Below are 24838 nucleotides of genomic sequence, written 5' to 3'. Positions count from 1 at the left end.
GGGTGGCTGTATTGACGAAAACAGTAATTTTGGATGGAGCACGAACAGCTTTTGGAAAGTTTGGAGGAGCGCTAAGCACTTTAAATGCTTCTGATTTAGGTGGAGTCGTTATAAAAGAAGCACTTGCAAAAGCAGGCGTGAGCCCAGAGCAAGTGGATGAAGTAATCATGGGAACAGTTTTACAGGCTGGTCAAGGACAAATTCCTTCCCGACAGGCGGCCAACAAGGCAGGAATCCCATGGGCAGTTCAAACAGAAACGATTAACAAGGTTTGTGCCTCTGGAATGCGTAGTGTAACACTGGCAGATCAAATCATTCGTTTAGGGGACGAAGAAGTGATCGTTGCTGGGGGAATGGAATCTATGTCTAACGCTCCTTACTATTTACCAAAGGGCAGATTTGGATTAAGAATGGGTGATGGGCAAATGGTAGATGGGATGATTTATGACGGTCTATCCTGTTCATTTCATCCAAAGCGCGTCCATATGGGGAGTTACGGAAATTCTACTGCAGAAGCATTTGAATTATCTCGTGAAAAGCAAGATGAGTGGTCTTTTAGAAGCCATAGCTTAGCCTTGAAAGCAATTGAAGAAGGTTTATTTGCGGAAGAAATCGTACCTGTTGAAATTCCACAGAGAAAAGGTGAACCAATAGTCGTAGACCAAGACGAAGCACCTCGGGCAGATACCTCTGTTGAATCACTTGCCAAACTAAAACCAGCGTTTGGTAAGGATGGGTCTATCACAGCAGGTAACGCACCTGGGGTAAATGATGGAGCTTGTGCACTTGTTTTAACAAATGAGGATAAAGCAAAAGAGCTTGGAAAAGAGCCGTTAGCATATGTAGTTGGACACACTGCAATTGCAATTGAACCGGAAAACTTTCCACAAACGCCTGGTATTGTTATTAATAGTCTACTAGAGAAGACTGGAAAAACAATTGAAGAGATTGATTTATTTGAGATAAATGAAGCTTTTGCTGCAGTCGCTTTAGTAAGCAGTCAAATTGCCGGACTTGATGAGAGCAAGGTTAATGTCAATGGTGGAGCAGTAGCCTTAGGACACCCGATTGGAGCGTCAGGAGCTCGTATCATTTTGACGTTAGCATACGAGTTGAAACGCAGAGGCGGAGGAATTGGAATTGCAGCCATTTGTTCTGGCGGCGGCCAAGGAGATGCCATCATGATTGAAGTTCCAAAAACAGGAGGGAATCTAGCATGAACATTCAAAAGGTAATGGTAATCGGAGCAGGACAAATGGGGTCTGGAATAGCGCAGGTCTGTGCACAGGCAGGATATGAAGTGAAGCTTAATGATCGTGAAGAGAAATTCTTTGATCGTGGACTTCAAACAATTACAAAGAACCTCTCTCGAAATGTGGAAAAGGGAAGAATGACAGAGGACGAAAAACAAGTCATTTTAAATAAAATCACGAAATCACTTTCCCTAGAGGATGCAAATGACGTAGACATAGTTATTGAAGCAGCAGTCGAAAATATGGAAATCAAGCAATCTATTTTTAAACAGCTAGATGAGATAACACCAGCACATACAATTTTAGCGACAAACACTTCCTCTCTGCCAATTACAGAAATTGCAGCAGCAACAAATCGTCCCGAGCAAGTAATTGGAATGCATTTTATGAATCCAGTTCCAGTAATGAAGCTAGTAGAAATTATTCGAGGCCTTGCAACTAATGATGATATTTATATGGCCATTGAAGAAATGACGAAAAAGCTAAATAAGGTTCCTGTAGAGGTAAATGACTTCCCAGGTTTTGTTGCTAATCGTGTATTGATGCCAATGATTAACGAGGCAATTTATACGTTATATGAAGGCGTAGCAACGAAGGAGGCAATTGATGACGTGATGAAGATGGGGATGAATCATCCGATGGGTCCTCTTCAGCTAGCTGACTTTATTGGTCTAGACACTTGCCTGTACATTATGGAAGTTCTTCACGACGGCTTTGGAGACAGCAAGTATCGACCATGCCCGTTATTACGTAAATATGTGAAGGCTGGATGGTTAGGTAAGAAAACTGGTAGAGGCTTCTACATATACGAATAACAAACAAAGGGGATTAATCGATGGATTTACATTTCACAGAAGAACAACTAATGATGCGCAACATGGTCCGTGATTTTGCAAAAACCGAAATTGAGCCATTTATAGAACGTATGGAGCAAGGGGAGTTCCCGCGCGAGATTATTAAAAAAATGGGAGAGCTTGGATTGATGGGAATCACAATCCCAGAAAAATATGGTGGCTCGGAGATGGATTTTACTAGTTACGTCATCGCCATCAATGAATTATCAAAGGTGAGTGCAGTTGTAGGGGTTATCCTTTCTGTCCACACGTCAGTAGGCACAAATCCAATTCTTTATTTTGGAAATGAGGAGCAAAAACAAAAATATATTCCAAAGCTTGCTGCCGGAGAATATTTAGGTGCATTTTGTTTAACAGAACCATCTGCTGGCTCAGATGCAGGAGCTCTTAAAACGAAGGCAGTCAAAAAAGGTGATGAATATGTGATTAATGGCTCAAAGGTATTCATCACGAATGGCGGAGAGGCAGACGTTTATATCGTATTCGCTTCCACAGATGCTACACAAGGTTCCCGAGGAATCTCTGCATTTATCGTGGAGAAAGATACACCTGGTTTTATCATCGGAAAAGATGAGCAAAAAATGGGCTTACATGGCTCAAGAACGGTTCAAATCACCTTTGAAGATATGAAAATCCCAGTTGAAAACCTACTAGGGGAAGAGGGAGAAGGCTTCAAAATAGCTATGGCCAACTTAAACACTGGCCGTATTGGTATTGCTACCCAAGCACTAGGTATTGCAGAAGCTGCCTTTGAAGCAGCAGTAGGCTACGCTAAGGAGCGTATTCAATTCGGCAAGCCAATTGCAGCCAACCAAGGAGTAGGCTTCAAACTAGCCGACATGGGGACAGCAGTAGAAGCGTCTAGATTACTAGTTTATCGTGCTGCAAGTATGCGAGATAAGGGACTCCCTTGTGGAAAAGAGGCATCTATGGCCAAACTATTCGCATCCAAAACAGCAGTAGATGTAGCAATCGAAGCGGTTCAAGTATTCGGAGGCTACGGCTACACGGAGGATTATCCAGTAGAGCGTTACTTCCGTGATGCAAAGATTACCGAAATATATGAGGGCACAAGTGAAATTCAGCGAATCGTAATTAGCAAGCACTTGATGAATTAATAATAGATGGTTGCTATAAATTAGGGTTTGAACATCACAAAAAACAAATTGTCACCAAACCCAAACTGAAAGTCTCAAATAGTAAATGGAATATCACAAAACCTAAACTAACCTATGAATCACAAAAACTAAATTAAATCAAAAGGCGGAATGTTCAAATGAATTTTCAACTAACAGAAGAGCATGAAATGATTCGTAAAATGGTACGCGATTTTGCAGTGAAAGAAGTGGCTCCAACAGCTGCAGAACGTGATGAAGAAGAGCGCTTTGACCGTGGAATTTTTGACAAAATGGCTGAGCTTGGCTTAACAGGGATTCCGTGGCCAGAGGAGTACGGGGGAATCGGTTCAGATTATCTAGCGTACTGTATCGCAGTGGAGGAATTATCTCGAGTATGTGCATCGACAGGTGTAACTCTTTCAGCGCACACATCCTTAGCTGGATGGCCAATTTTCAAGTACGGTAACGAAGAGCAAAAGCAAAAATACCTTCGTCCGATGGCAGAAGGAACGAAAATCGGTGGCTATGGTTTAACAGAAGCAGGTTCAGGGTCTGATGCTGGTGGTATGAGAACAACTGCTAAATTAGATGGCGATCATTATGTGTTAAATGGATCTAAAATCTTCATTACAAATGGTGGAATTGCCGATATCTATGTTGTATTTGCAGTGACTGATCCAGAATCTAAGCATAAGGGAACTAGTGCATTTATTGTGGAAGCTGACTTTGAAGGGTTCTCAGTAGGGAAGAAAGAGAAGAAGCTAGGGATTCGTTCATCACCTACAACAGAAATAATCTTTGATAACTGCCGAGTGCCTAAAGAAAACTTACTAGGTCAAGAAGGAGAAGGTTTTATCATTGCGATGAAAACGTTAGACGGTGGTCGCAACGGGATTGCTGCTCAAGCAGTTGGTATTGCACAGGGTGCTTTAGATGCTTCTGTTAGCTACGCAAAGGAACGTGTACAGTTTGGTAAACCGATTGCTGCTAACCAAGGAGTATCATTCAAATTAGCAGACATGGCAACTTCCATTGAAGCCTCTCGTTTACTGACCTATCAAGCAGCATGGTTAGAATCTAATGGTCTTTCCTATGGGAAGGAGTCTGCTATGGCGAAGCTGATGGCAGGAGACACAGCGATGAAGGTAACAACTGAAGCTGTTCAAGTGTATGGTGGATACGGATATACAAAGGATTACCCAGTAGAGCGTTTTATGCGTGATGCAAAAATAACTCAAATTTATGAGGGTACTCAAGAAATTCAGCGTCTTGTCATCTCTCGTATGTTGACTAAGTAGCATGGATAAAAAACACGAAGTACTGACCTCTGTAAAGGACGGTAATCTTATTGAAAAAAGACGCCAGCAAATGATTCGAGCTGCGGTGACTTTATTCAAACAGAAAGGTTTTCATCGTACTACTACTAGAGAAATTGCGAAGGAAGCAGGTTTCAGTATTGGGACGCTGTATGAATATATCCGTACTAAGGAGGATGTCCTCTATTTAGTATGCGATAGCATTTATCATGAGGTACACGAGAGGCTATCCAAATTCCAACCTGAGAACGGTACAATCGAGGACTTACGAAATGCGATTCATCACTATTATGGGGTGATAGATGATATGTCGGATGAGTTCGTTGTCATGTACCAGGAATCTAAATCCTTACCAAAGCAAGCGCTCGAATATGTATTACTCAAGGAACTGGAAATGGTGGAAATCTTCCACAAGATTATTGTTGGCTGTATTCAAGGTGGGGAGCTTAAGTTGACCGGAGAACAGGCTAAGCTTTACGCTCATACATTGGTCGTTCAAGGGCAAATGTGGGCTTTTAGAAGATGGGCTCTCCGCAAGGAATTTTCAATTGAACAATTTACAGATTTACAAGTGCAATTATTACTCAGTGGGATGGGTAATGCGAAGGACATCATTTAAGTGTCAGTCCTAAGTTCATAAGAAATGTTCATACAAACAAGGAGGAACAACATGTCTAAGGTAGAAGTATATCGTCCAAAAAATCATGTTCGTTTTGTAACGGCGTCGAGCCTTTTTGACGGGCATGATGCATCCATCAATATTATGCGTCGCATTTTACAGGCGAGCGGAGCAGAGGTTATCCACTTAGGGCATAATCGCTCGGTTGAAGAGGTAGTTAATGCCGCTATTCAAGAGGATGTTCAAGGGATTGCCATCTCTTCCTATCAGGGAGGACATGTCGAGTATTTTAAATATATGAAGGATTTACTTGCGGAAAGGGGCGCACCACATATTCGTATATTTGGTGGCGGCGGCGGAGTAATCATTCCAAAGGAAATAAAAGAGTTACAGGATTACGGAATTTCCGGCATATTCTCACCTGAGGATGGCCGTAAGCTAGGGTTACAGGGAATGATCAATCAAATGCTGATGGAATGTGACGTACCTACGAAAGCTTCAGGCGCAAAGGAAGCAATAGAAAACGTGACAACGGAAAATCCAGAAGTACTTGCACATCTAATTACGCTAGCAGAAGAAGCCTATCAAACTGGAGAACAAGACACTACTAGTATGCTAGAACAGGCAAAAGGTTTGTCAAAAGGAACACCGGTTTTGGGGATTACTGGCACTGGTGGTGCAGGGAAAAGTTCTTTGACAGATGAGCTGATCCGTCGTTTTCTACAAGAATTACCAGACAAGAAAATAGCGGTTCTATCTATTGATCCAACAAAGCAAAAAACCGGTGGGGCACTTCTGGGAGACCGTATCCGTATGAATGCCATCTTCAATAAGAGAGTATTCATGAGAAGCTTGGCGACTCGTGGATCGCGAACGGAGCTGTCTGGTGCAATTGCAGATGTACTCGATGTAGTGAAGGTCGCAGGCTATGATTTAATAATTGTTGAAACAAGTGGAATAGGGCAAGGTGACGCAGAAATTACAAACGTTTCGGATCTTTCCATGTACGTCATGACAAGTGAGTTCGGGGCACCTTCTCAATTAGAAAAAATCGATATGATAGATTATGCCGATTTAATCGTTATCAATAAATTCGAACGCAAGGGCTCAGAGGATGCATTAAGACAGGTCCAAAAGCAGTATCAACGCAGCCACGAGCTTTGGGATGAAGAACTGGATAAAATGCCTGTTTACGGTACAATTGCTAGCCAGTTCAATGATAAGGGGACTAACTCATTATTTGCAGCATTGATTGAAACCGTAAATAAAAAAATGGGAACTGATTGGGAAACCTCGTATGAGCAATTTATAAAAACACAAAAGCAAAATGTCATCATTCCTAACGATCGTCGCTATTATTTGCGTGAAATCACAGATACGGTGAGAGGCTATCATAAGAAATCAGAAGAGCAGGTTGAGTTTGCGAGAAGGCTATTCCAATTAGAAGGCGCTATTGATGAGGTAAAGAAAAAAAGAACGGAGGATGCATTGATTCAATCTTTAGAGTCTTTAGCAGCGGGCATTAAAGATGAATTATCAGCAGAATCTAAACGTATTCTAGAAAATTGGCATGCTTTGAAGGATGCATATGCAGGAGACGAATTCGTTACGAAGATTCGAGATAAAGAGATTCGTACGATTCTTCGTACGGAAAGCCTATCAGGCTTGAAAATTCCTAAAGTAGCTCTACCGAAATTTGTCGATTACGGGGAGATTTTAAAATGGGTATATAAGGAGAATGTGCCTGGCTCATTTCCATATACCGCTGGAGTTTTTCCTTTCCGAAGAGAAGGAGAGGATCCAAAGCGTCAATTTGCAGGAGAAGGAACACCAGAGCGTACAAACCGTCGCTTCCATTACTTATCAAAGGATGACGATGCGAAGCGACTCTCTACAGCCTTTGATTCTGTAACATTATACGGGGAAGACCCAGACTACAGACCTGACATTTACGGAAAAGTTGGAGAGTCAGGGGTCAGCATCTGTACGTTAGAGGATATGAAGAAGCTATATGCTGGCTTCGATTTATGTGCGCCATCTACATCCGTATCAATGACCATCAATGGTCCGGCTCCAATCATTTTGGCAATGTTTATGAACACTGCAATCGATCAGCAAGTTCGCCTAAAGGAAGAGGAGCTAGGTAGAACCTTGACTGTAGAGGAATTTACTCAGGTTAAAGAAGCGACACTGCAAGTAGTTCGTGGGACTGTACAGGCGGACATTCTAAAAGAAGACCAAGGTCAAAATACTTGTATATTCTCTACGGAATTTGCACTTCGCATGATGGGTGATATTCAACAATATTTTATTGACCAAAAGGTTCGTAATTATTACTCTGTTTCAATCTCTGGGTATCATATTGCTGAAGCCGGAGCAAATCCTATTTCACAGCTAGCCTTCACGCTCGCGAATGGATTCACGTATGTGGAATATTATTTGAGCCGTGGTATGAATATTGACGACTTTGCACCGAATCTATCATTCTTCTTCTCAAATGGGCTTGATCCAGAATATACAGTAATTGGTCGAGTGGCACGTCGTATTTGGGCAGTCGTCATGCGTGAGAAGTATGGTGCCAACGAACGCAGCCAAAAGTTAAAATACCATGTTCAAACATCGGGCAGAAGTCTTCATGCGCAGGAAATAGATTTCAACGATATCCGCACGACTCTTCAAGCTTTGATGGCATTGCAAGATAACTGTAACTCTTTACACACCAATGCGTACGATGAAGCAATTACGACTCCAACAGAGGAATCTGTACGTCGTGCGATGGCTATACAGATGATTATTACGAAAGAGCATGGTTTGTCGAAAAACGAAAACTCTTTACAAGGATCATTTGTTGTAGATGAGCTGACGGATATAGTAGAAGAGGCAGTACTTGCTGAGTTCGATCGCATTAATGATCGTGGAGGAGTACTTGGTGCCATGGAGACTCAGTATCAACGTGGAAAAATTCAAGAAGAGTCTATGTACTATGAAATGAAGAAGCACACAGGTGAACTGCCAATTATCGGAGTGAATACTTATTTAAACCCAAATCCGGCATCTGAGGATGACATTAACAATATGGAGCTAGCCCGTGCTTCAAAAGAGGAAAAAGAAACCCAGATTAAGAATCTTCAAGATTTCCAACTCAAGCATGAAGCAGACGTTCAAAACTCGTTGAACCGTTTGAAGCAGGTAGCGATGAGCGGTGGAAATATTTTTGAAGAGCTAATGAGCACTGTTCAAAAGGCGAGTCTAGGTCAAATTACTAATGCTCTTTACGAGGTTGGAGGGCAATACCGTCGAAATATGTAAAAAAAAGTGTCTCTAAGTATATTAGAGACACTTTTTTATTATATTCTTTAGTATAATGTATTTATTAAGTCGTAGAGGAGAAGTGTTATGAAAAAACCGGTACAAATGATGGTTATAATTGTTCTCCTCTTAACAACAATTTGGCTGTATAATAAAAGACTCGCCTCTATACCTTTACTCTTGCTTTCTTTTTATTTGTTTTCTATAGTTGGTAGGAAAATATCTCTTTTCAAAAAGAATAAATGAATGTAGCATATAACATAATTGTTTGTATATAATGGAAAGTATGCAAGCGGAAACAGAAAGGACGTGCACGATTTGAATTTTCGTGAAATGACAACAGCACAACTACAAGAAGAATCATTAATAGATATTGGTTTTGCCATACTAGAAGATAAGAAAAACTCGATGACATTAACGGAGCTTTTCGATGAAATTCAAAATTTGAACGGCTTTACAGATGAGGAAATGGCAGCTCGTAAGCCACAATTCTACACAGATATGAATATTGACGGACGCTTCCTTGCGATTGCTGAAAATCAATGGGGCCTAAGAGAATGGTACCCAGTGGAACAAATTGAGGAAGAAACTGCTCCTACAGTCAAAGTACGTAAGAAGAAAGCAAAAGCAGTGGATGATTTAGACGATCTTGATGACTTGGATGAAGATGAAATCATCTTTGAAGAGGAATTCGATGAATTTACTGAAGACGACGACGATGATGATGACGATGAAGAGGATGACGTTGCAATCGATTTTGTAGAAGAGGAAATCGATGAAGTAGACGTTATCGAGGAAGACCTGATTGATGAGGATGATGATGAATTCGAAATCATAGATGATGAGGAACTAGACGAAGAGGATGAAGACGAAGAATAATCCTTGACTTCTTAATCTAAACGCTATAAGATTTTATTGGGCTCTTTTTGAAGAGACGTACTCATGTGCATACGCGCTCCCCTGCTAAAACCAGCAGGAGGAGCGCTTTTATTATTTGGTACACCATATATAGGAGGAACGACAATGACTAAATTTATTTTTGTTACTGGTGGGGTTGTATCTTCACTTGGTAAAGGTATTACAGCCGCGTCTCTTGGGCGTTTGTTAAAAAATAGAGGATTGAAAATTACTATTCAAAAATTTGATCCTTATATCAATCTAGATCCTGGGACAATGAGTCCTTATCAGCATGGAGAAGTATTCGTAACTGATGATGGAGCGGAAACTGACTTAGACTTAGGTCACTACGAACGTTTTATCGACATTAATCTCAATAAATATTCTAATATTACAACAGGAAAAGTGTATTCCTCTGTTCTTAGAAAAGAGCGTCGTGGCGATTACAATGGTGGAACTGTACAAGTTATTCCACATATTACAAACGAAATTAAAGAACGTTTATTCCTTGCTGCTAGAGAAACTCAAGCTGACATCGTTATCACAGAGATCGGTGGAACAGTAGGAGATATTGAATCACTTCCTTTCCTTGAGACAATCCGCCAAATGAAACGTGACGTAGGAAGCAATAATGTTATGTACATTCACTGTACGCTAGTTCCATTTATCAAGGCTGCTGGTGAAATGAAAACTAAACCAACTCAGCACAGTGTAAAAGAACTTCGTAGCTTAGGTATTCAACCAAATGTCATTGTTGTTCGTTCAGAAATGCCTGTACCACAAGACATGAAGGATAAAATTGCATTGTTCTGTGATATTAAACCAGAAGAAGTAATCGAATGTATCGATGCTGACTCTCTATATGAAATTCCGTTAAACTTACAAGCACAGCATTTAGATCAAATTGTTGTGGATCACTTCCAACTAAAAACACCAGAAGCTGATATGACAGATTGGCTTGGTTTGGTCGATCAAGTTAAGTCTTTATCAAAAAAAGTACGCATCGGTCTAGTAGGTAAATACGTAGAGCTTCAAGATGCTTATATTTCTGTTGTAGAAGCAATGAAGCATGCTGGATATGCTTTTGATGCTGATGTAGAAATCAACTGGGTAAATGCAGAGCATGTGAATGATGAAAATGTCGCTGAAATTCTTTCAGATGTTGATGGTATTCTTGTTCCTGGTGGATTTGGTGATCGAGGAGTAGAAGGGAAAATCTCTGCGATTAAATTTGCTCGTGAGAACAAAGTACCTTTCTTAGGAATTTGTTTAGGTATGCAATTAGCTACAGTTGAATACGCTCGTAACGTGTTAAACCTAGAGGGGGCACACTCAACAGAGCTAGATCCAAGTACACCGCATTCTATAATTGACCTATTACCAGAACAAAAAGATGTAGAGGACCTAGGTGGTACGCTTCGTCTTGGATTGTATCCATGTAAGCTGACGCCGGGCTCTAAGGCACAACAAGCATATGGAGAAGAACTTGTATATGAACGTCATCGTCATCGTTATGAGTTCAATAACGAGTTCCGTGAGCAATTCGAAGCTGCTGGATTTATATTCTCAGGGACAAGTCCAAATGGTCGCTTAATCGAAATTATCGAGCTTTCTGAACATCCTTTCTTCGTAGCATCCCAGTTCCATCCGGAATTTGTGTCACGCCCTCAGCGTCCACAACCACTATTCCGTGAATTTATTAAAGCTTCTGTCGGAGAATAATAATTTGAAAAATGCAGTTCGACTAGTAATCGAACTGCATTTTTTTATTTTTAATTCATTTTAATAGGATAAAAAGTCCGGTATAGAGGTCCTATTGAGAATTGCTAAGTAATAGGATAATATTGGTTTATATGTAATGTTATATAAAAATAGTGATAATTTATAATTCGAAATTTCAATAATTAAATGTAAAAATTATGTATTTTAAGTTATGATATAAATATGAAAAAAACTAAATAAAGTGAGGAATTAAGAAAGAAACAAGGCATATAAAGTAGATGATGAACACTTATACATACTAAGATTCTCGCTTAATTTTGTGTAATTATTATCCAAAATTAGTTGTGAGACTTCGGTGAAAAGAACATAAAATTGGAAATAGACTTTGAGATAACTTAATAAATGGCATTAAAAGAAGGCTAGCTTTCTCAACTAGCCTCCATGAAATAATACTTTATTCTTCTCCCTTAATCATTTCATCCAGCTGTAACTTAACAGCCTCGTAAATGAATAATCCAGCTAAAGCATGGGGTTGAACGAGTCGAGAACCATCATCTGCGGGTAGTAATCCTTTTGTAATTTTCAAGGAAATATATGTATAAGATAGGTCAAAGAGCATATTTCCTTCTTCCGCCGGTTCACTAGCTAGAACGCTAAAAGGGATAAAATTTTCATTTAACTTCTTAGCAAGAGCTAGCGCTTCCTCATTTGTAGAGGAACGAGTGAGAATCCATACTCTATCTGCACTTGTCAAAGTGATATCAGGCTTCCATTGCTCCATACGTGGAAATGGTTCGGCTGCATACTTTGCATTGATAGAAATACTTTCCATCTCTTCAAATGAAGCAAAATAGATTTTTCCTTCACCAGCTGCAGCTTGTGCAAGTAGACGAGCTGTGTCGTCTATATTTTCTTCCTCGGAACTTGCAATTCTTTGAAATAGTCCAGAAAGCTGTGTCGTGAGCATTTTCATTTAATTTCACCTCTCAACTATTATATAAGAATTTTTGGTTTCATTATAGCTACTTGTCCAAGAAAAGCGCAAGCGCCTATGTTTGCCCCGACAAGTAAATGAGGGAAGCGAGGAGGCAGCTCTTCAGCCACCGGAGCTTTAACTCATTTGACCTCGAGGGGCAAGGCTGCTTGCGCTGGACAACCAAGAAAAGTGCAAGCGCCTATATCTGCCCCGACAAGCAAATGGGGGAAAGCGAGGAGGCAGCTCTTCAGCCACCGGAGCTTTAACTCATTTGACCTCGAGGGGCAAGGCTGCTTGCGCTAGACAAACAAGAAAAGCGCAAACGCTTACATTTGCATCGACAAGTAAATGAGATTGTGTTGTTACGTGAGGAGCAAACTGGTGGCAAATGCTTACTCAGCTTAACTTAATTGATAAAAATTCCATGCTATATTCGTTCATTACGTAAATTTTTATCTTTTCTTGTCTTTAATAAGGTCCTCTTTAAACGGGATTTTTATCCTTTTTACAATAAATTTGTAAGAAAGAAAGAGGAAAGTCGACGTTTAATAGCGAATATTATAATACGCGAAAATACGGTAAAAAAAGGGGTCTTCCTTCATGAAACACTTATTGATTGTAGATGATCAACTTGGGATACGAATGCTTTTAAAAGAGGTGTTTGCCCAAGAAGGATATGAAATTAGCTTAGCGTCCAATGGTTATGAGGCATTAAAGCTTGTAGAAGAAAAACCAATTAATGGTGTATTACTAGATATGAAAATACCAGGAATGGACGGAATTCAAATTCTAAAAAAGATGAAAAAAGACTTTCCAGATCTACCGATTATGATGATGACGGCATATGGAGAGTTAAACCTCATTCAAGAAGCGATGGATTTAGGTGCCTCACTTTATTTTACCAAGCCTTTTGATATCTTTGAAGTAAGGGACGCTGTGAATAATTTACTAAAATAACAAGCACATGAGCAGGCAGTGGAAAACATCGCCTGTTTTTGTTATGATAATGTTGGAAATAAGCAGGTTACCTCTAAACGGTTTTTTCGGATAACAAATAGGGCATAATAGATTATGAACTATCGTTTAGTAGGGCGTCCTACTTAGCATTTTGATAATATTTACGATGCACAATTAAAATATAGGAGGTCCTTTTCAATGGCTTTAGTTTCAATGAAAGAGATGCTTGAAAAAGGTAAAAAAGAAGGCTATGCAGTTGGACAATTCAACATTAATAACTTGGAATTCACACAAGCTATTTTACAAGCAGCTGAAGAAGAAAAATCACCTGTTATTTTAGGTGTTTCCGAAGGTGCAGCTAAGTACATGGGTGGATTTACTACAGTTGTACATATGGTTAAAGGATTAATGGTGGACTATAATATTACGGTTCCAGTTGCAATCCACTTAGACCATGGTTCAAGCTTTGAAAAATGTAAAGCTGCAATCGATGCTGGATTCACTTCTGTCATGATTGACGCATCACACCATCCTTTCGAGGAAAACGTTGAGATTACTTCAAAAGTAGTTGAATACGCTCATGCTCACAATGTGTCAGTTGAAGCAGAGCTAGGGACTGTTGGTGGGCAAGAAGACGATGTAATTGCTGACGGAGTTATTTATGCTGACCCTACTGAATGTGCGGATCTAGTTAAACGTACTGCTATTGACTGTCTGGCTCCTGCTCTTGGTTCTGTACACGGTCCATATAAAGGAGAACCGAATTTAGGGTTTAAAGAAATGGAGGAAATATCTAAGTTAGCTGATTTACCATTAGTGCTACATGGTGGTACAGGGATCCCAACAAAAGATATTACTCGTGCTATTTCTTTAGGTACTGCTAAAATTAATGTTAATACTGAAAACCAAATTTCAGCTACAAAAGCAATTCGTGAGTATTTGGCTGCAAATGAACACCAATACGATCCACGAAAATATTTAATTCCAGCGCGTGATGCGATTAAAGCAACCGTAATTGGAAAAATGCGTGAGTTCGGAAGCTCTAACAAAGCATAAGAAATATAAATAGATATAAAGGAGAAGTGCTCGACTTATAGGCTCTATCTTAGGCTTTGAATCTGAGAAACAGAGTTAAAAAAGAGAGCCTTCTCCTGTTTTTCCATCATGAGGAGGATATTATTAATATGAAATTTTTTATCGATACAGCAAACTTTGACGAAATTAAAGAAGCACATTCATGGGGAGTTATTTCTGGAGTTACAACAAACCCATCATTAGTTGCAAAAGAAAACATTTCTTTTCATGATCGTTTACGTGAAATCACAGCTTTAGTAGATGGCTCTGTAAGTGCAGAGGTTATTGCACTAGATGCAGAAGGTATGATTAAGGAAGGTAGAGAATTAGCTGCCATTGCACCAAACATTACGGTAAAGCTTCCAATGACACCAGAAGGATTAAAGGCCTGCTCTGTATTTCGTTCAGAAGGCATCAAAACGAATGTAACGCTTATCTTTAGTGCAAACCAAGCTTTAATGGCGGCACGCGCAGGCGCAACATATGTATCCCCATTCTTGGGTCGTTTAGACGACATTGGCCATGACGGTATGGAATTAATAGCAAAAATCTCAACTATTTTCTCCATTCATAACATCGATACAGAAATTATTGCTGCATCGATTAGACATCCACAACATATTACTGATGCAGCATTAAATGGTGCACATATTTCCACTACTCCATTTAAAGTTTTAAAACAGCTTTTCAATCACCCTTTAACTGACAAGGGGATAGAAGGTTTCTTAGCAGATTGGAATAACCGTAAAAGCGAGTAACAACACGAAGGAGAACATTATGGAAGTTTATAAAATAAAAGGAGGAAAGAGCCTCCGAGGCACGATTAAAGTAAGTGGTGCAAAAAACAGTGCAGTAGCCCTTATACCAGCTTCGTTAATGGCGAATTCTCCTGTTACGATAGAAGGCTTACCTGAAATATTAGATGTTTTCACATTAAAGGAAATTCTAGAAGAGGTTGGAGCCAAAGTGACCTTCTCTAATGGGACAATGGTAATAGACCCTACTAATGTGGTAGATATGCCAATGCCTAACGGAAATATAAAGAAATTACGCGCTTCCTATTACTTAATGGGTGTGATGTTAGGTAAATTTAAGAAAGCGGCAATTGGCCTTCCTGGAGGGTGTCATTTAGGCCCAAGACCTATAGATCAGCATATTAAAGGCTTTGAGGCATTAGGTGCAGAAGTTAGCAACGAGCATGGCGCAATCTATTTAAGAGCAGACGAGCTAGTAGGCTCTAAGATATATCTAGATGTTGTCAGCGTTGGTGCTACTATTAATATTATGCTTGCTGCAGTTCTTGCAAAAGGCAGAACTATTATTGAAAATGCCGCAAAAGAGCCTGAGATTATTGATGTTGCTACTTTATTATCAAATATGGGTGCTAACATAAAGGGAGCAGGGACGAACGTCATCCGCATTGACGGGGTAGAAGAACTACATGGTACAAAACACACCATCATCCCTGATCGAATTGAGGCAGGGACATTCATGATTATGGCGGCCATTGCAGGAGATGGTGTAACCATTGATAATGTTATTCCTTTCCATGTTGAGGCATTAACTGCCAAACTGCGAGAAATAGGTATTACGGTAGAAGAGCAGGAAGAGAAAATTTTTATACCAAAAGCAGAAAACTTACAATCGGTAGATGTTAAGACGCTCGTGTATCCAGGCTTTCCTACAGACTTGCAACAACCATTCTCAGTATTGTTAACTCAGGCTGCGGGTACTTCTGTTATTACAGATTCCATATACTCAGCACGTTTTAAACAAATCGATGAGCTTCGTCGAATGAATGCAAATGGTCGAGTGGATGGTAGAACTGCAGTCTTAACAGGTCCTGTTAAGCTTGAAGCCGCAACTGTCCGAGCTAGTGACCTTCGAGCAGGTGCTGCTCTCGTATTAGCAGGGCTGATAGCTGAAGGTGAAACTGAAATCCAAGATATCTATCATATTGATAGAGGATATAGTTCACTTATTGAGAAATTGCAAGGTCTTGGAGCAGATATAAGACGAGTGGAAGTTCAAGAAATTGAAGTAAATAAAGGATAAATTTGAAGGATGGAGGTACCCTTACCTCCTCTTTTCTTATTTGACAAATATGCTACAATGATATCGGAAGAAACAAAGTTGTATATTTATACACAAACCGTAAAACGGGAGGCACAAACTAAATGGAACGTAGTTTATCAATGGAATTAGTCCGAGTAACAGAAGCAGCCGCAATTGCATCTGCCCGATGGATGGGACGCGGATTAAAGAATGAAGCAGATGATGCAGCAACTACTGCAATGCGAACAGTATTTGACACAATTCCAATGGAGGGTGTCGTAGTAATTGGGGAAGGTGAGATGGACGAAGCACCAATGTTATACATTGGAGAAAAGCTTGGACATGGCACAGGAGGTCCTCAAGTCGATGTAGCAGTAGATCCTTTAGAGGGTACTAATATCGTAGCTTCTGGAGGCTGGAATGCTTTAGCAGTTCTAGCAATTGCAGATCGCGGAAATTTACTTCATGCACCAGATATGTATATGGAAAAATTGGCAGTAGGACCTGAATCGGTTGGCCAAGTAGACATAAACGCATCTGTACTTGATAATTTACGTGCTGTAGCACGTGCAAAAAACAAAGATATTGAAGATGTTGTAGCTACAATCTTAGGCCGCAACCGTCATCAAAAAATAATTGATGAAATTAGAGCTGCAGGGGCTCGTATCAAGTTAATCACTGATGGAGATGTCGCTGGAGCTATTAACACTGCTTTTGACGATACAGGCGTAGATATCTTATTCGGCATGGGTGGAGCTCCAGAAGGAGTTATCTCAGCTGTTGGATTAAAATGCTTAGGCGGAGAAATTCAAGGTAAGCTTGTCCCACAAGATGAAGCAGAGCTTGAAAGATGTAAGAAAATGGGGCTAGATGTCAATAAGGTTTTACGTATGAATGACCTTGTTAAAGGCGATGATGCAATCTTCGCTGCAACTGGAGTTACTGATGGAGAGCTTCTTCGAGGAGTACAATTTAAGGGTGCCTTTGGTTCAACCCATTCCATTGTAATGCGTGCGAAATCCGGAACTATTCGTTTCGTAGAAGGCCGTCACAGTTTAAACAAAAAACCGAATTTAGTACTATAAAACTAAACTTCTTTGTATACCCGATAGTCCGCTATCGGGTATCCTCTAAATAAACTTCTTTCCTTTTAATCCAGTAAAGTAAACAATAAAATATAGTAAAGAGTGGTGCGTGCTAATGACACAAACAACAATTAATGAATTAGAGAATATGACGCTAAAAGAGCTCTATACTCTCGCGCGCAAGTACAAAATAGCTGCTTATAGCAAATTATCAAAAAAAGAACTTATTTTTGCAATCTTAAAGTCTCGCGCAGAGCAAGAAGGCTTTTTCTTCATGGAAGGTGTCTTAGAAATTATTCAGCAGGAGGGCTTTGGTTTCCTACGACCTATTAACTATTCTCCTAGCTCTGAAGATATTTATATTTCAGCTTCACAAATCAGAAGATTTGATTTGCGTAATGGCGACAAAGTAACTGGAAAAGTACGTCCTCCAAAAGAAAGTGAACGATATTATGGACTTCTTCATGTAGAGCTTGTAAATGGAGAAGACCCAGAAATCGCAAAAGAGCGAGTACATTTTCCGGGGCTTACACCTTTGTATCCCGATCGTCATATCAAATTGGAAACGACACCAGAGAAACTATCTACCAGAATTATGGATTTAGTAGCACCAGTTGGATATGGTCAACGTGGACTGATCGTGGCACCACCAAAAGCCGGGAAAACATTGTTGATTAAAGAGATTGCTAATGCAATTACTACGAACCATCCAAATGCTGAGCTAATTGTACTGTTGATAGACGAGCGTCCAGAGGAAGTAACGGACATTGAGCGTTCTGTTAAAGCTGATGTAGTAAGCTCAACCTTTGATGAAGTACCGGAAAACCATGTCAAGGTTGCTGAGCTTGTATTAGAAAGAGCTATGCGTCTCGTAGAACACAAACGCGATGTTATCATTCTAATGGATTCTATTACTCGTTTAGCGCGTGCCTATAACCTTGTCATTCCGCCAAGCGGACGTACTTTATCAGGTGGTATTGACCCAGCGGCATTCCACCGTCCAAAACGCTTTTTCGGTGCTGCCCGTAATATTGAAGAGGGTGGAAGCTTAACAATTCTAGCCACTGCTTTAGTAGACACTGGATCGCGTATGGATGAAGTTATTTATGAGGAATTTAAAGGTACAGGTAATCTAGAGCTTCACTTAGACCGTAGTCTTGCCGAGCGCCGAATCTTCCCTGCGATTGACATCCGTCGCTCCGGAACGAGAAAAGAAGAATTACTTATACCTAAAGACCAGTTGGATAAACTATGGGCTATTCGTAAAACATTTTCAGATTCTTCCGATTTTGCAGAGCGTTTCTTAAAAAAGCTTCGTCAATCTAAAACGAACGAAGGCTTCTTCGAGCAATTAACCGAAGAAATGAAAGCACATCGTAGCGGGAAAGTAACACTTTAAAGTTAAAATACAGTAAAATATCTGTAAGAATAAAAGAGGGTTCTGACATTAGTCAGGACCCTCTTTTAAATGTTTTTATTTGATTGGCTTCAAAGATTCCAACAAATCTTTTGTCTCTTGATAAGTAACTGATCCGCTCACTTGGCTCACTACCTCATAAATATATTCATCTTTGCTTCCAATGAAATGAGTACCTGTAAGATTACTTAGCTCATATGATCTCCATTCTATTCCGTTTACAGTAAAAGTTTCTTTCATTTCTCCCTTATCTTTTTCAAAATCACTGGTAGTACGAATAAGAGAATTTTTATGATATGTTCGTAGGTAAAATACACCTAGGTCATTCTTATACGTATACGTAAGATAACCATGGTTAAAGTTTTGATATTTCTCATACATTGCTGAGAAGATTTCAAGATCAGGATGATTGAATTCATATAAAAAAGGTAAATCCTTACGAAGTAATTTCAGAACTTCGTCCCTATCTTCTTTAATAGTATCAGCTTGGGCTACCATTTCTATTTCTTCTTCTTTTGGATCAGGGTGTAAAAATTCCTTTTTGACGAAAGGTTTAAAGCCATCTAGTTTTGGTACAAATTCTTGTAGATTAATCTCACTATTCACGTCTAAATATTCAGGATGAAGATAACTAGCTAGTTCACCATTTATATCATACGTTTCGTATTTAATTAAGATTCCAGTATCTTTATCTACCCAAAAACGGAATGTGTCAATAGTTCCTATCATGTTAAATCGATTTTTCACTTGGTCATCGATTTTTCCTTTAAGAACAATAGTGTTATGATCTAACAATGCTTCATTTTGTTTTTCAATTTCCCATAAACTCATATTTCTTAAATAAATAGAGGCTTCTTCATAGGGGAATAAGGATATGCCTGATCCTCCGATTGGTGGCCGTTCCCTAAAATCGTTATCTGATTTATATATATCTTTTAAGCTAATACTAAGCGCTTCCTCAAGAGTTAACGCATCTTGAGTTGGTGCCTGTTGATAGTCATTGACAAAATAAGTCTTGGTATCATGATATTTTATCCAAATTTTTTCGTTATTATAATTGATTTCTTGAATCAATTTTTCGTCAAATAAATTTGTACTTTTTTCGTAGCCGCCGATTTCATTTTTTATACTTACTTTAAACTCAGTGATATCCTTACTATCTGAATCATCAGCATAAATGTCATAATTTACAAATTTACCGGTTGCTGTATCAAAATTATCTACTGAATTTAACATCTTTAAAAAAACATCCTCTTTTGTCATATCTTCAAAAGATTCTTCCTTGGCAGGTGGTTTAATAAAAGACATTTCGTTTTCTGGGACATTTAAAACATTCTCACTGGTGTTATTTAAAAAAACAGTTTGGTTTTCTGTAGATAAAATCCCTAATTCACTCAAAATAAAATAACTTATTCCTAAAAAAAACAGACAGGTTGCACCTAGAGGTAATAGAAAGTGAATAGTTGGCTTTAGATTAAACCGTTTCTTTTTTCTATTTTCTATTGCTTGTCTTACTTTTTCTTTATTTTTTTCATTAAAATCAATGTCCTTTAAAACAGTTTGGTTCATATTATCTGTAATATTTTTAAATATCTTATCCATTTATTTTGCTCCCTTCTAGTGAATTTTTTAACAAAAGGCGAGCCCTATGTAGTCTGGACTTAATTGTTTGTAAGCTGAGATTTAATAAGTCAGAGATTTGGTTATAAGACATCTCTTCGTAATAATATAAAATAACAATTTCTCGATACTTCACTGGTAAGCAAAGAATTTTTTCAGAAATCAATTGTTTATCTTCTAAACTGATGATTTCCATTTCAGGCGATTTATTTGTACTCTTTGTTTTTGAAAAAAATTCTGTCAGGACGATATTTCTAAAAGACCAACTTCTTAACTTATCCTTACACAAGTTCACCGTGATTCTGTATAACCATGTCTTATAAGAAGACTCATAACGAAAGTTGTCTAGGTTTTCGTAACATTTTATAAATACTTCTTGTGCAATATCTTCAGCGAGTTGCTTCTGCTTCATATAAGTGAATGCTAAACGAGCTACATTTTCACCAAATTCATTCATTAACCATTCAAGTTTTTCCTCACTACTTATGTCCCTTCTGTCTTCCACTTTTATATCTTCTTTTTGAACCATCCTCTACACCCTTTCAATTGTTAGACGAAGCAAGTTCTATTTGGTTGTAAGAAATTTACCACAGAGTTTTGTTTTTTAGCTGGTTATTATTTAATATTAAATGATTATTTTTATTCAACTAAAGTAATGAAGGATTATCTAGTGTTTTATTGAACTTAATAACAGAGGCGGAGGCAAGTCTAAAAACTGTTGCCAGAAAGGAAACTAATAATGAAAAAGGTTGAAATTGATAATATCATTGGTAAATTTAAAAATGAAAATATAAAGATGGAAGGTATTACAGAACTAGGTGAGGGAGCTTGGCATAAGGTCTACAGGGTAGAGAGGAAAAACGAGGATGACCTTGTACTAAGGGTTAGGAAAAAGATAGCTTATGGGGAAATTCAAGCTTTTAAGGATATTGACTTGATTACTGAATATGAATCTGCAAAGGCTTATTACTTACAAGCAAATCAGTGTATGGATTCAATAAGTCCTTCTTTCTATGAATATTACATGGATGACTCCTTAGTTTTTAACATTGAAAGTTATATGGGTGGTGAAAAAACTTTTAAGAGCCTTGAACTTTCTGAAGCATTTGAAGTAGGAGAGAAAATCGGAAACTTTCTTAAAATAATGCACGGAAAAAATCCTGATTTAAATGGGTACGGCAATCTTGAATGGAATGGTGAGCGTCTTGAAGGAGAGTTACAACAAGAAGTAAGTCAAATTTGGCAAATGGATAATGACTTTTATATAAGAATATTAAACAAGTTGAAAGATACCAATTTATCATATAATCGCGATAAAGTTGGAAATATGATACTAAAATTAATAGAAGATAGAAGGAAATGCCCACAAAAGATATCTCTGGTCAACCAAGATGTAACACCAGAGAATCTTATATTTAATATAGATAACCTTTCTATTATTGATCCATATCCAAGATTAGATTTTGATATGAAATATGCTGGTTTTTTCGTTTTTTGTTATAACTTCCTTCTTCCAGCCTATTCAAATACGGATAGATATAAAAAACACTCTTATAATCAGTATTCAAATATATTGACACGTATTGCAGAAGGTTTTATTGAAGGCTATATAGAGGGCAATGATTATTTTTATAAGAATTTATTGGATGAATACATCTTGTGGATATTATTAGAGGCTTATGAGCACTATGAGGTATTAAATGAAGATGTCTTAAATTCTAAGGTGAGGCAACAAATGGGCGATGAAGAGATGATTAAGAATAGATTAGCACTATGCTTAAAGGAATTAGAAAATGCAGCATCTGATAATGCTTTTCCTTATTTAAATTACAAGATGGAATAGTTATGTTATCGCTAACGAATGAAGAATAAGAATAAATAATGCAAACTTTTTCACCTGCACACTCGTCTAATGTGCGAAAAGGGGGGAAGACGGTGGAAGAATTATTTGTAGCAGATGCTAAATCAACGAATTATGAGCAGCTTATCGATGAATTGATGAACACATATGGTCAAGATATATTGCAGCTAGTATATGCTTATGTACATAATGAAGCTCTGGCAGAGGATTTAACGCAAGAAATTTTTGTGAAGTGCTTCAAGGGGCTACCAACCTATACTGGGCGGTCATCCATTAAAACATGGCTGTGGCGTATTGCCATCAATCATGCCAAGGACTATTTAAAAAGCTGGTACAACCAGAACGTAAAGGTAACAGAAGATGCTATTTTAAGTAGAGCAACTATATCTTCAAGTGTTGAACAAGTCATTGTACAACAGGACGAGGATACAGAACTTACAGAGGCTGTTATGAACTTACCTATAAAATATCGTGAAGTGATCTTTTTATTTTATTTTGAAGAATTATCTATTAAGGAAATTGCAGCCGTCTTACAATGTAACGAAAATACAATTAAAACAAGGCTACGCAAAGGTAAATTATTATTAAAGGGTATATTGGAGGGGTCTGAATGGAAGAGAGATTAAAAGGATTAAAAAAAGCCATGAAAAATACTACGTTTGAGCGCCTACAATTTTCGGAGGAACTTCAGCAAAAAGTGAACGATCAAATCAGACAAATCTCTCCAGTTGCTTTAACAGAAGTAATATTACCTTTTTTAATAGAGTCAAAGACTGGTAGAGAGCTAGCAGAGATTCTACATATAACGGGAGAAAAATCTATCCTTTCTAATGAGGGCAGCATATATACCCATCTTCATCAGGCAGAACAAAACGGAATAATAGATTCCTTTTGGGCAGAAGACGGTGAAAAATATTATAGATTATCGAAAAAAGGTAAGAAACTATTGCAAAAAGAGTGTCCTTCACCATCTAATCGTTTCTCTCTTAAGCAGTTATTTCTAGAGGTGACCACCGATGAACATTAAGCAATATTTACAGTCGGTTGTAGCCCATATTCGCTCCAAAGAGGCAAAGGTCTATGTGGAAGCAGAGCTAGCTAAACATATGAAACACTCGAAAATGGCTTGGATGACAAAAGGATATACGGAAACAGACGCAGAAGATAAAGCAGCATCAGAAATGGGCAGTCCTATCGAGCTTGGTAAATCATTGAACAAGGTCCACAAGCCTAAAATAGATTGGCTACTCCTGTCTTTATTCATCGGAATATTATTTCTTAGCTTTTTGCCGATTTTAGCTTTAAATCAACCACAGTATGATTACAGATTTGGTCATATGATTCCTTTATTTTTGTCTAATCATATACTTCATATAATTCTTGGATTTGTCGTAGCTATTGTATTGATGTATTTTGATTATCGAAAGTTTGCGCAATGGGGTTATATTTTTTACGGTATAGCTTCTTTATTTATTATATTCTTGTATGTTTTTCACAACACTCAAATAAACGGTGAAGTAATGTTTGAGATAGGTTCATTAAAATTGCAGGTTTGGATGGCTATTCCGCTATACTTCATTGCCTGGTCAGCATTGTTTACTAAAGAAACCTTTGCACTATGGCAAGGGATTGTGTTAGTGTCGCTATCATTCCTTTTATTTAGCTTTATAGCAAATTTGTCGGCATTATTTATTTACAGTGTACTTGTTGGCGTGTTATTTATGTATAGTAAATTTTCTAGAAAGCAAAAAGTTATAGTAGTCGTAGCTGTGGCGACTTTAATCATTAGCTACATAATATTTATGTGGCTCAGCTATCAAAGTGGCATTATAGAGAATTATCAGATTGCACGTTTATTAGGTTATTTAAATCCAATTGCTTATGCTGAAAATGCGGGTTATATGTATGTACTGCTCTCTGATCTTCTACAAGGGGCAAAATGGTTTGGCTCTGGAACTTCCCATACCATTCCGGCAGCTCATACAGATTTGGTATTTGGACATTTAATACAATCTTATGGATTAGCCTTAGCCCTCGGGTTAGTTTTACTATTAAGCTTATTCGTTGTACGCTTTATACGAATCTCTTCTATGACAAAGCATTCCTTTGGTAGACTACTGATTATAGGATGTATTACAATTTTCTCTACACAATTCATATATACTGTTGCGATGACGCTCGGAGTAGTTCCTATTGTATCTTTGTCACTGCCGTTTCTAAGCTACGGATTTATGCCGACCGTTCTCAATTCCTTCTTGTTAGGGTTGGTTCTCAGTGTCTACAGACGCAAAAACTTTATACAGGATGTATCGTTTTCAAAATTAAATGCAAACTAATGACTTGTATAGAACAAGATGACGTGTTATTATATGTAACGTAAGTTTATACATTTCTGCTACATATGCGATTGACATCAATCGGATCGTGTAAGGTATCAGTTTCATAACCAACTCTGTTCCAGATGGTTCAGGGCGAGAGGAGAGATAGAGATGAAAGCAGGAATTCATCCCGATTACAAAGAAGCAACAGTATCATGTTCATGTGGTAACACATTCACAACTGGTTCTGTAAAATCAGACATCAAAGTCGAGTTCTGTAACGAATGTCACCCATTCTATACTGGACGTCAAAAATTCGCAGCTGCGGATGGCCGTGTTGATCGCTTCAACAAAAAATACGGAATTAAAGAAGAAACACAAAACTAA

22 protein-coding genes are annotated in these 24838 nt (G+C 38.4%); 19 read left to right on the top strand and 3 right to left on the bottom strand.

The annotated features are described in order from the left end of the window. Window positions 1-11: 11 nt before the first annotated feature. From H9650_RS04565 to H9650_RS04530, 8 genes are all read left to right on the top strand, one after another. Window positions 12-1220, top strand: coding sequence for an acetyl-CoA C-acetyltransferase (locus tag H9650_RS04565; protein WP_191696669.1), 1209 nt, complete (start codon window positions 12-14; stop codon window positions 1218-1220). Continuing rightward, window positions 1217-2068: a 3-hydroxybutyryl-CoA dehydrogenase gene (locus H9650_RS04560; RefSeq protein ID WP_144539732.1), complete on the top strand. Its 852-nt coding sequence runs from the start codon at window positions 1217-1219 to the stop codon at window positions 2066-2068. The genes H9650_RS04565 and H9650_RS04560 overlap by 4 nt, the downstream gene beginning before the upstream one ends. A gap of 20 nt (window positions 2069-2088) precedes the next feature. Further along, window positions 2089-3225: an acyl-CoA dehydrogenase gene (locus tag H9650_RS04555; RefSeq protein WP_144539730.1), complete on the top strand. Its 1137-nt coding sequence runs from the start codon at window positions 2089-2091 to the stop codon at window positions 3223-3225. Between the two features lie 158 nt (window positions 3226-3383). After that, window positions 3384-4523, top strand: a complete 1140-nt coding sequence (locus H9650_RS04550; protein ID WP_191696668.1) for an acyl-CoA dehydrogenase — start codon at window positions 3384-3386, stop codon at window positions 4521-4523. A 1-nt stretch (window position 4524) separates the two neighbouring features. Continuing rightward, entirely contained in the window at window positions 4525-5160 is a 636-nt protein-coding gene (locus H9650_RS04545) for a TetR/AcrR family transcriptional regulator (RefSeq protein WP_191696667.1), read from the top strand. A 51-nt stretch (window positions 5161-5211) separates the two neighbouring features. After that, entirely contained in the window at window positions 5212-8469 is a 3258-nt protein-coding gene (icmF, locus tag H9650_RS04540) for a fused isobutyryl-CoA mutase/GTPase IcmF (protein ID WP_154311502.1), read from the top strand. A 318-nt stretch (window positions 8470-8787) separates the two neighbouring features. After that, a complete protein-coding gene (gene rpoE, locus H9650_RS04535) occupies window positions 8788-9348 on the top strand; it encodes a DNA-directed RNA polymerase subunit delta (protein ID WP_191696666.1) in 561 nt (186 codons plus the stop codon). A 144-nt stretch (window positions 9349-9492) separates the two neighbouring features. After that, window positions 9493-11088 carry a CTP synthase gene (locus H9650_RS04530; RefSeq protein ID WP_144539722.1) on the top strand — a complete coding sequence of 532 codons (1596 nt, stop codon included), beginning with the start codon at window positions 9493-9495 and terminating at the stop codon, window positions 11086-11088. Between the two features lie 454 nt (window positions 11089-11542). Here H9650_RS04530 and H9650_RS04525 read toward each other — a convergent pair whose 3' ends face one another. Next, on the bottom strand, window positions 11543-12061 hold the full coding sequence (locus tag H9650_RS04525) for a DUF2529 family protein (RefSeq protein WP_151111372.1): 519 nt from the start codon (window positions 12059-12061) through the stop codon (window positions 11543-11545). A gap of 603 nt (window positions 12062-12664) precedes the next feature. On the opposite strand from H9650_RS04525, the gene H9650_RS04520 reads away from it, so the two are divergent. From H9650_RS04520 to rho, 6 genes are all read left to right on the top strand, one after another. Continuing rightward, complete coding sequence (locus H9650_RS04520) at window positions 12665-13021, top strand: response regulator (RefSeq protein ID WP_151111370.1); 357 nt, start codon at window positions 12665-12667, stop codon at window positions 13019-13021. Between the two features lie 198 nt (window positions 13022-13219). Next, a complete protein-coding gene (locus H9650_RS04515) occupies window positions 13220-14077 on the top strand; it encodes a class II fructose-bisphosphate aldolase (protein ID WP_144539716.1) in 858 nt (285 codons plus the stop codon). Between the two features lie 128 nt (window positions 14078-14205). Continuing rightward, complete coding sequence (gene fsa, locus H9650_RS04510) at window positions 14206-14853, top strand: fructose-6-phosphate aldolase (RefSeq protein ID WP_144539714.1); 648 nt, start codon at window positions 14206-14208, stop codon at window positions 14851-14853. Window positions 14854-14872: 19 nt separating this feature from the next. Further along, on the top strand, window positions 14873-16150 hold the full coding sequence (locus tag H9650_RS04505; RefSeq protein ID WP_144539712.1) for a UDP-N-acetylglucosamine 1-carboxyvinyltransferase: 1278 nt from the start codon (window positions 14873-14875) through the stop codon (window positions 16148-16150). A 122-nt stretch (window positions 16151-16272) separates the two neighbouring features. Further along, window positions 16273-17235, top strand: a complete 963-nt coding sequence (gene glpX / locus H9650_RS04500) for a class II fructose-bisphosphatase (RefSeq protein WP_144539710.1) — start codon at window positions 16273-16275, stop codon at window positions 17233-17235. A 115-nt stretch (window positions 17236-17350) separates the two neighbouring features. Beyond that, a complete protein-coding gene (gene rho / locus H9650_RS04495; RefSeq protein WP_144539708.1) occupies window positions 17351-18634 on the top strand; it encodes a transcription termination factor Rho in 1284 nt (427 codons plus the stop codon). Window positions 18635-18709: 75 nt separating this feature from the next. On the opposite strand, the gene H9650_RS04490 is transcribed toward rho, so the two are convergent. Further along, window positions 18710-20254, bottom strand: a complete 1545-nt coding sequence (locus H9650_RS04490) for a hypothetical protein (protein ID WP_151111368.1) — start codon at window positions 20252-20254, stop codon at window positions 18710-18712. Further along, complete coding sequence (locus tag H9650_RS04485) at window positions 20247-20801, bottom strand: sigma-70 family RNA polymerase sigma factor (RefSeq protein ID WP_144539704.1); 555 nt, start codon at window positions 20799-20801, stop codon at window positions 20247-20249. Before H9650_RS04485 ends, H9650_RS04490 begins: the two co-directional genes overlap by 8 nt. Window positions 20802-21011: 210 nt before the next feature. On the opposite strand from H9650_RS04485, the gene H9650_RS04480 reads away from it, so the two are divergent. The 5 genes from H9650_RS04480 to rpmE all read left to right on the top strand — a co-directional run bounded on the left by H9650_RS04480 (window position 21012) and on the right by rpmE (window position 24838). Then, entirely contained in the window at window positions 21012-22115 is a 1104-nt protein-coding gene (locus H9650_RS04480; protein ID WP_151111366.1) for a hypothetical protein, read from the top strand. A 92-nt stretch (window positions 22116-22207) separates the two neighbouring features. Continuing rightward, window positions 22208-22759, top strand: a complete 552-nt coding sequence (locus H9650_RS04475) for a sigma-70 family RNA polymerase sigma factor (RefSeq protein WP_404814869.1) — start codon at window positions 22208-22210, stop codon at window positions 22757-22759. Continuing rightward, the gene (locus H9650_RS04470) at window positions 22744-23160 is read left to right on the top strand and encodes a helix-turn-helix transcriptional regulator (RefSeq protein WP_151111362.1); all 417 of its coding nucleotides are present in this window, start codon (window positions 22744-22746) and stop codon (window positions 23158-23160) included. The genes H9650_RS04475 and H9650_RS04470 overlap by 16 nt, the downstream gene beginning before the upstream one ends. Continuing rightward, on the top strand, window positions 23150-24469 hold the full coding sequence (locus H9650_RS04465) for an FtsW/RodA/SpoVE family cell cycle protein (RefSeq protein WP_191696664.1): 1320 nt from the start codon (window positions 23150-23152) through the stop codon (window positions 24467-24469). The genes H9650_RS04470 and H9650_RS04465 overlap by 11 nt, the downstream gene beginning before the upstream one ends. 153 nt (window positions 24470-24622) lie before the next feature. Next, complete coding sequence (gene rpmE, locus H9650_RS04460; RefSeq protein ID WP_144539694.1) at window positions 24623-24838, top strand: 50S ribosomal protein L31; 216 nt, start codon at window positions 24623-24625, stop codon at window positions 24836-24838.

Source organism: Psychrobacillus faecigallinarum (genome assembly GCF_014836595.1).
Taxonomy (GTDB): domain Bacteria; phylum Bacillota; class Bacilli; order Bacillales_A; family Planococcaceae; genus Psychrobacillus; species Psychrobacillus faecigallinarum.
This window is presented reverse-complemented; position numbering and strand designations above follow the sequence as displayed.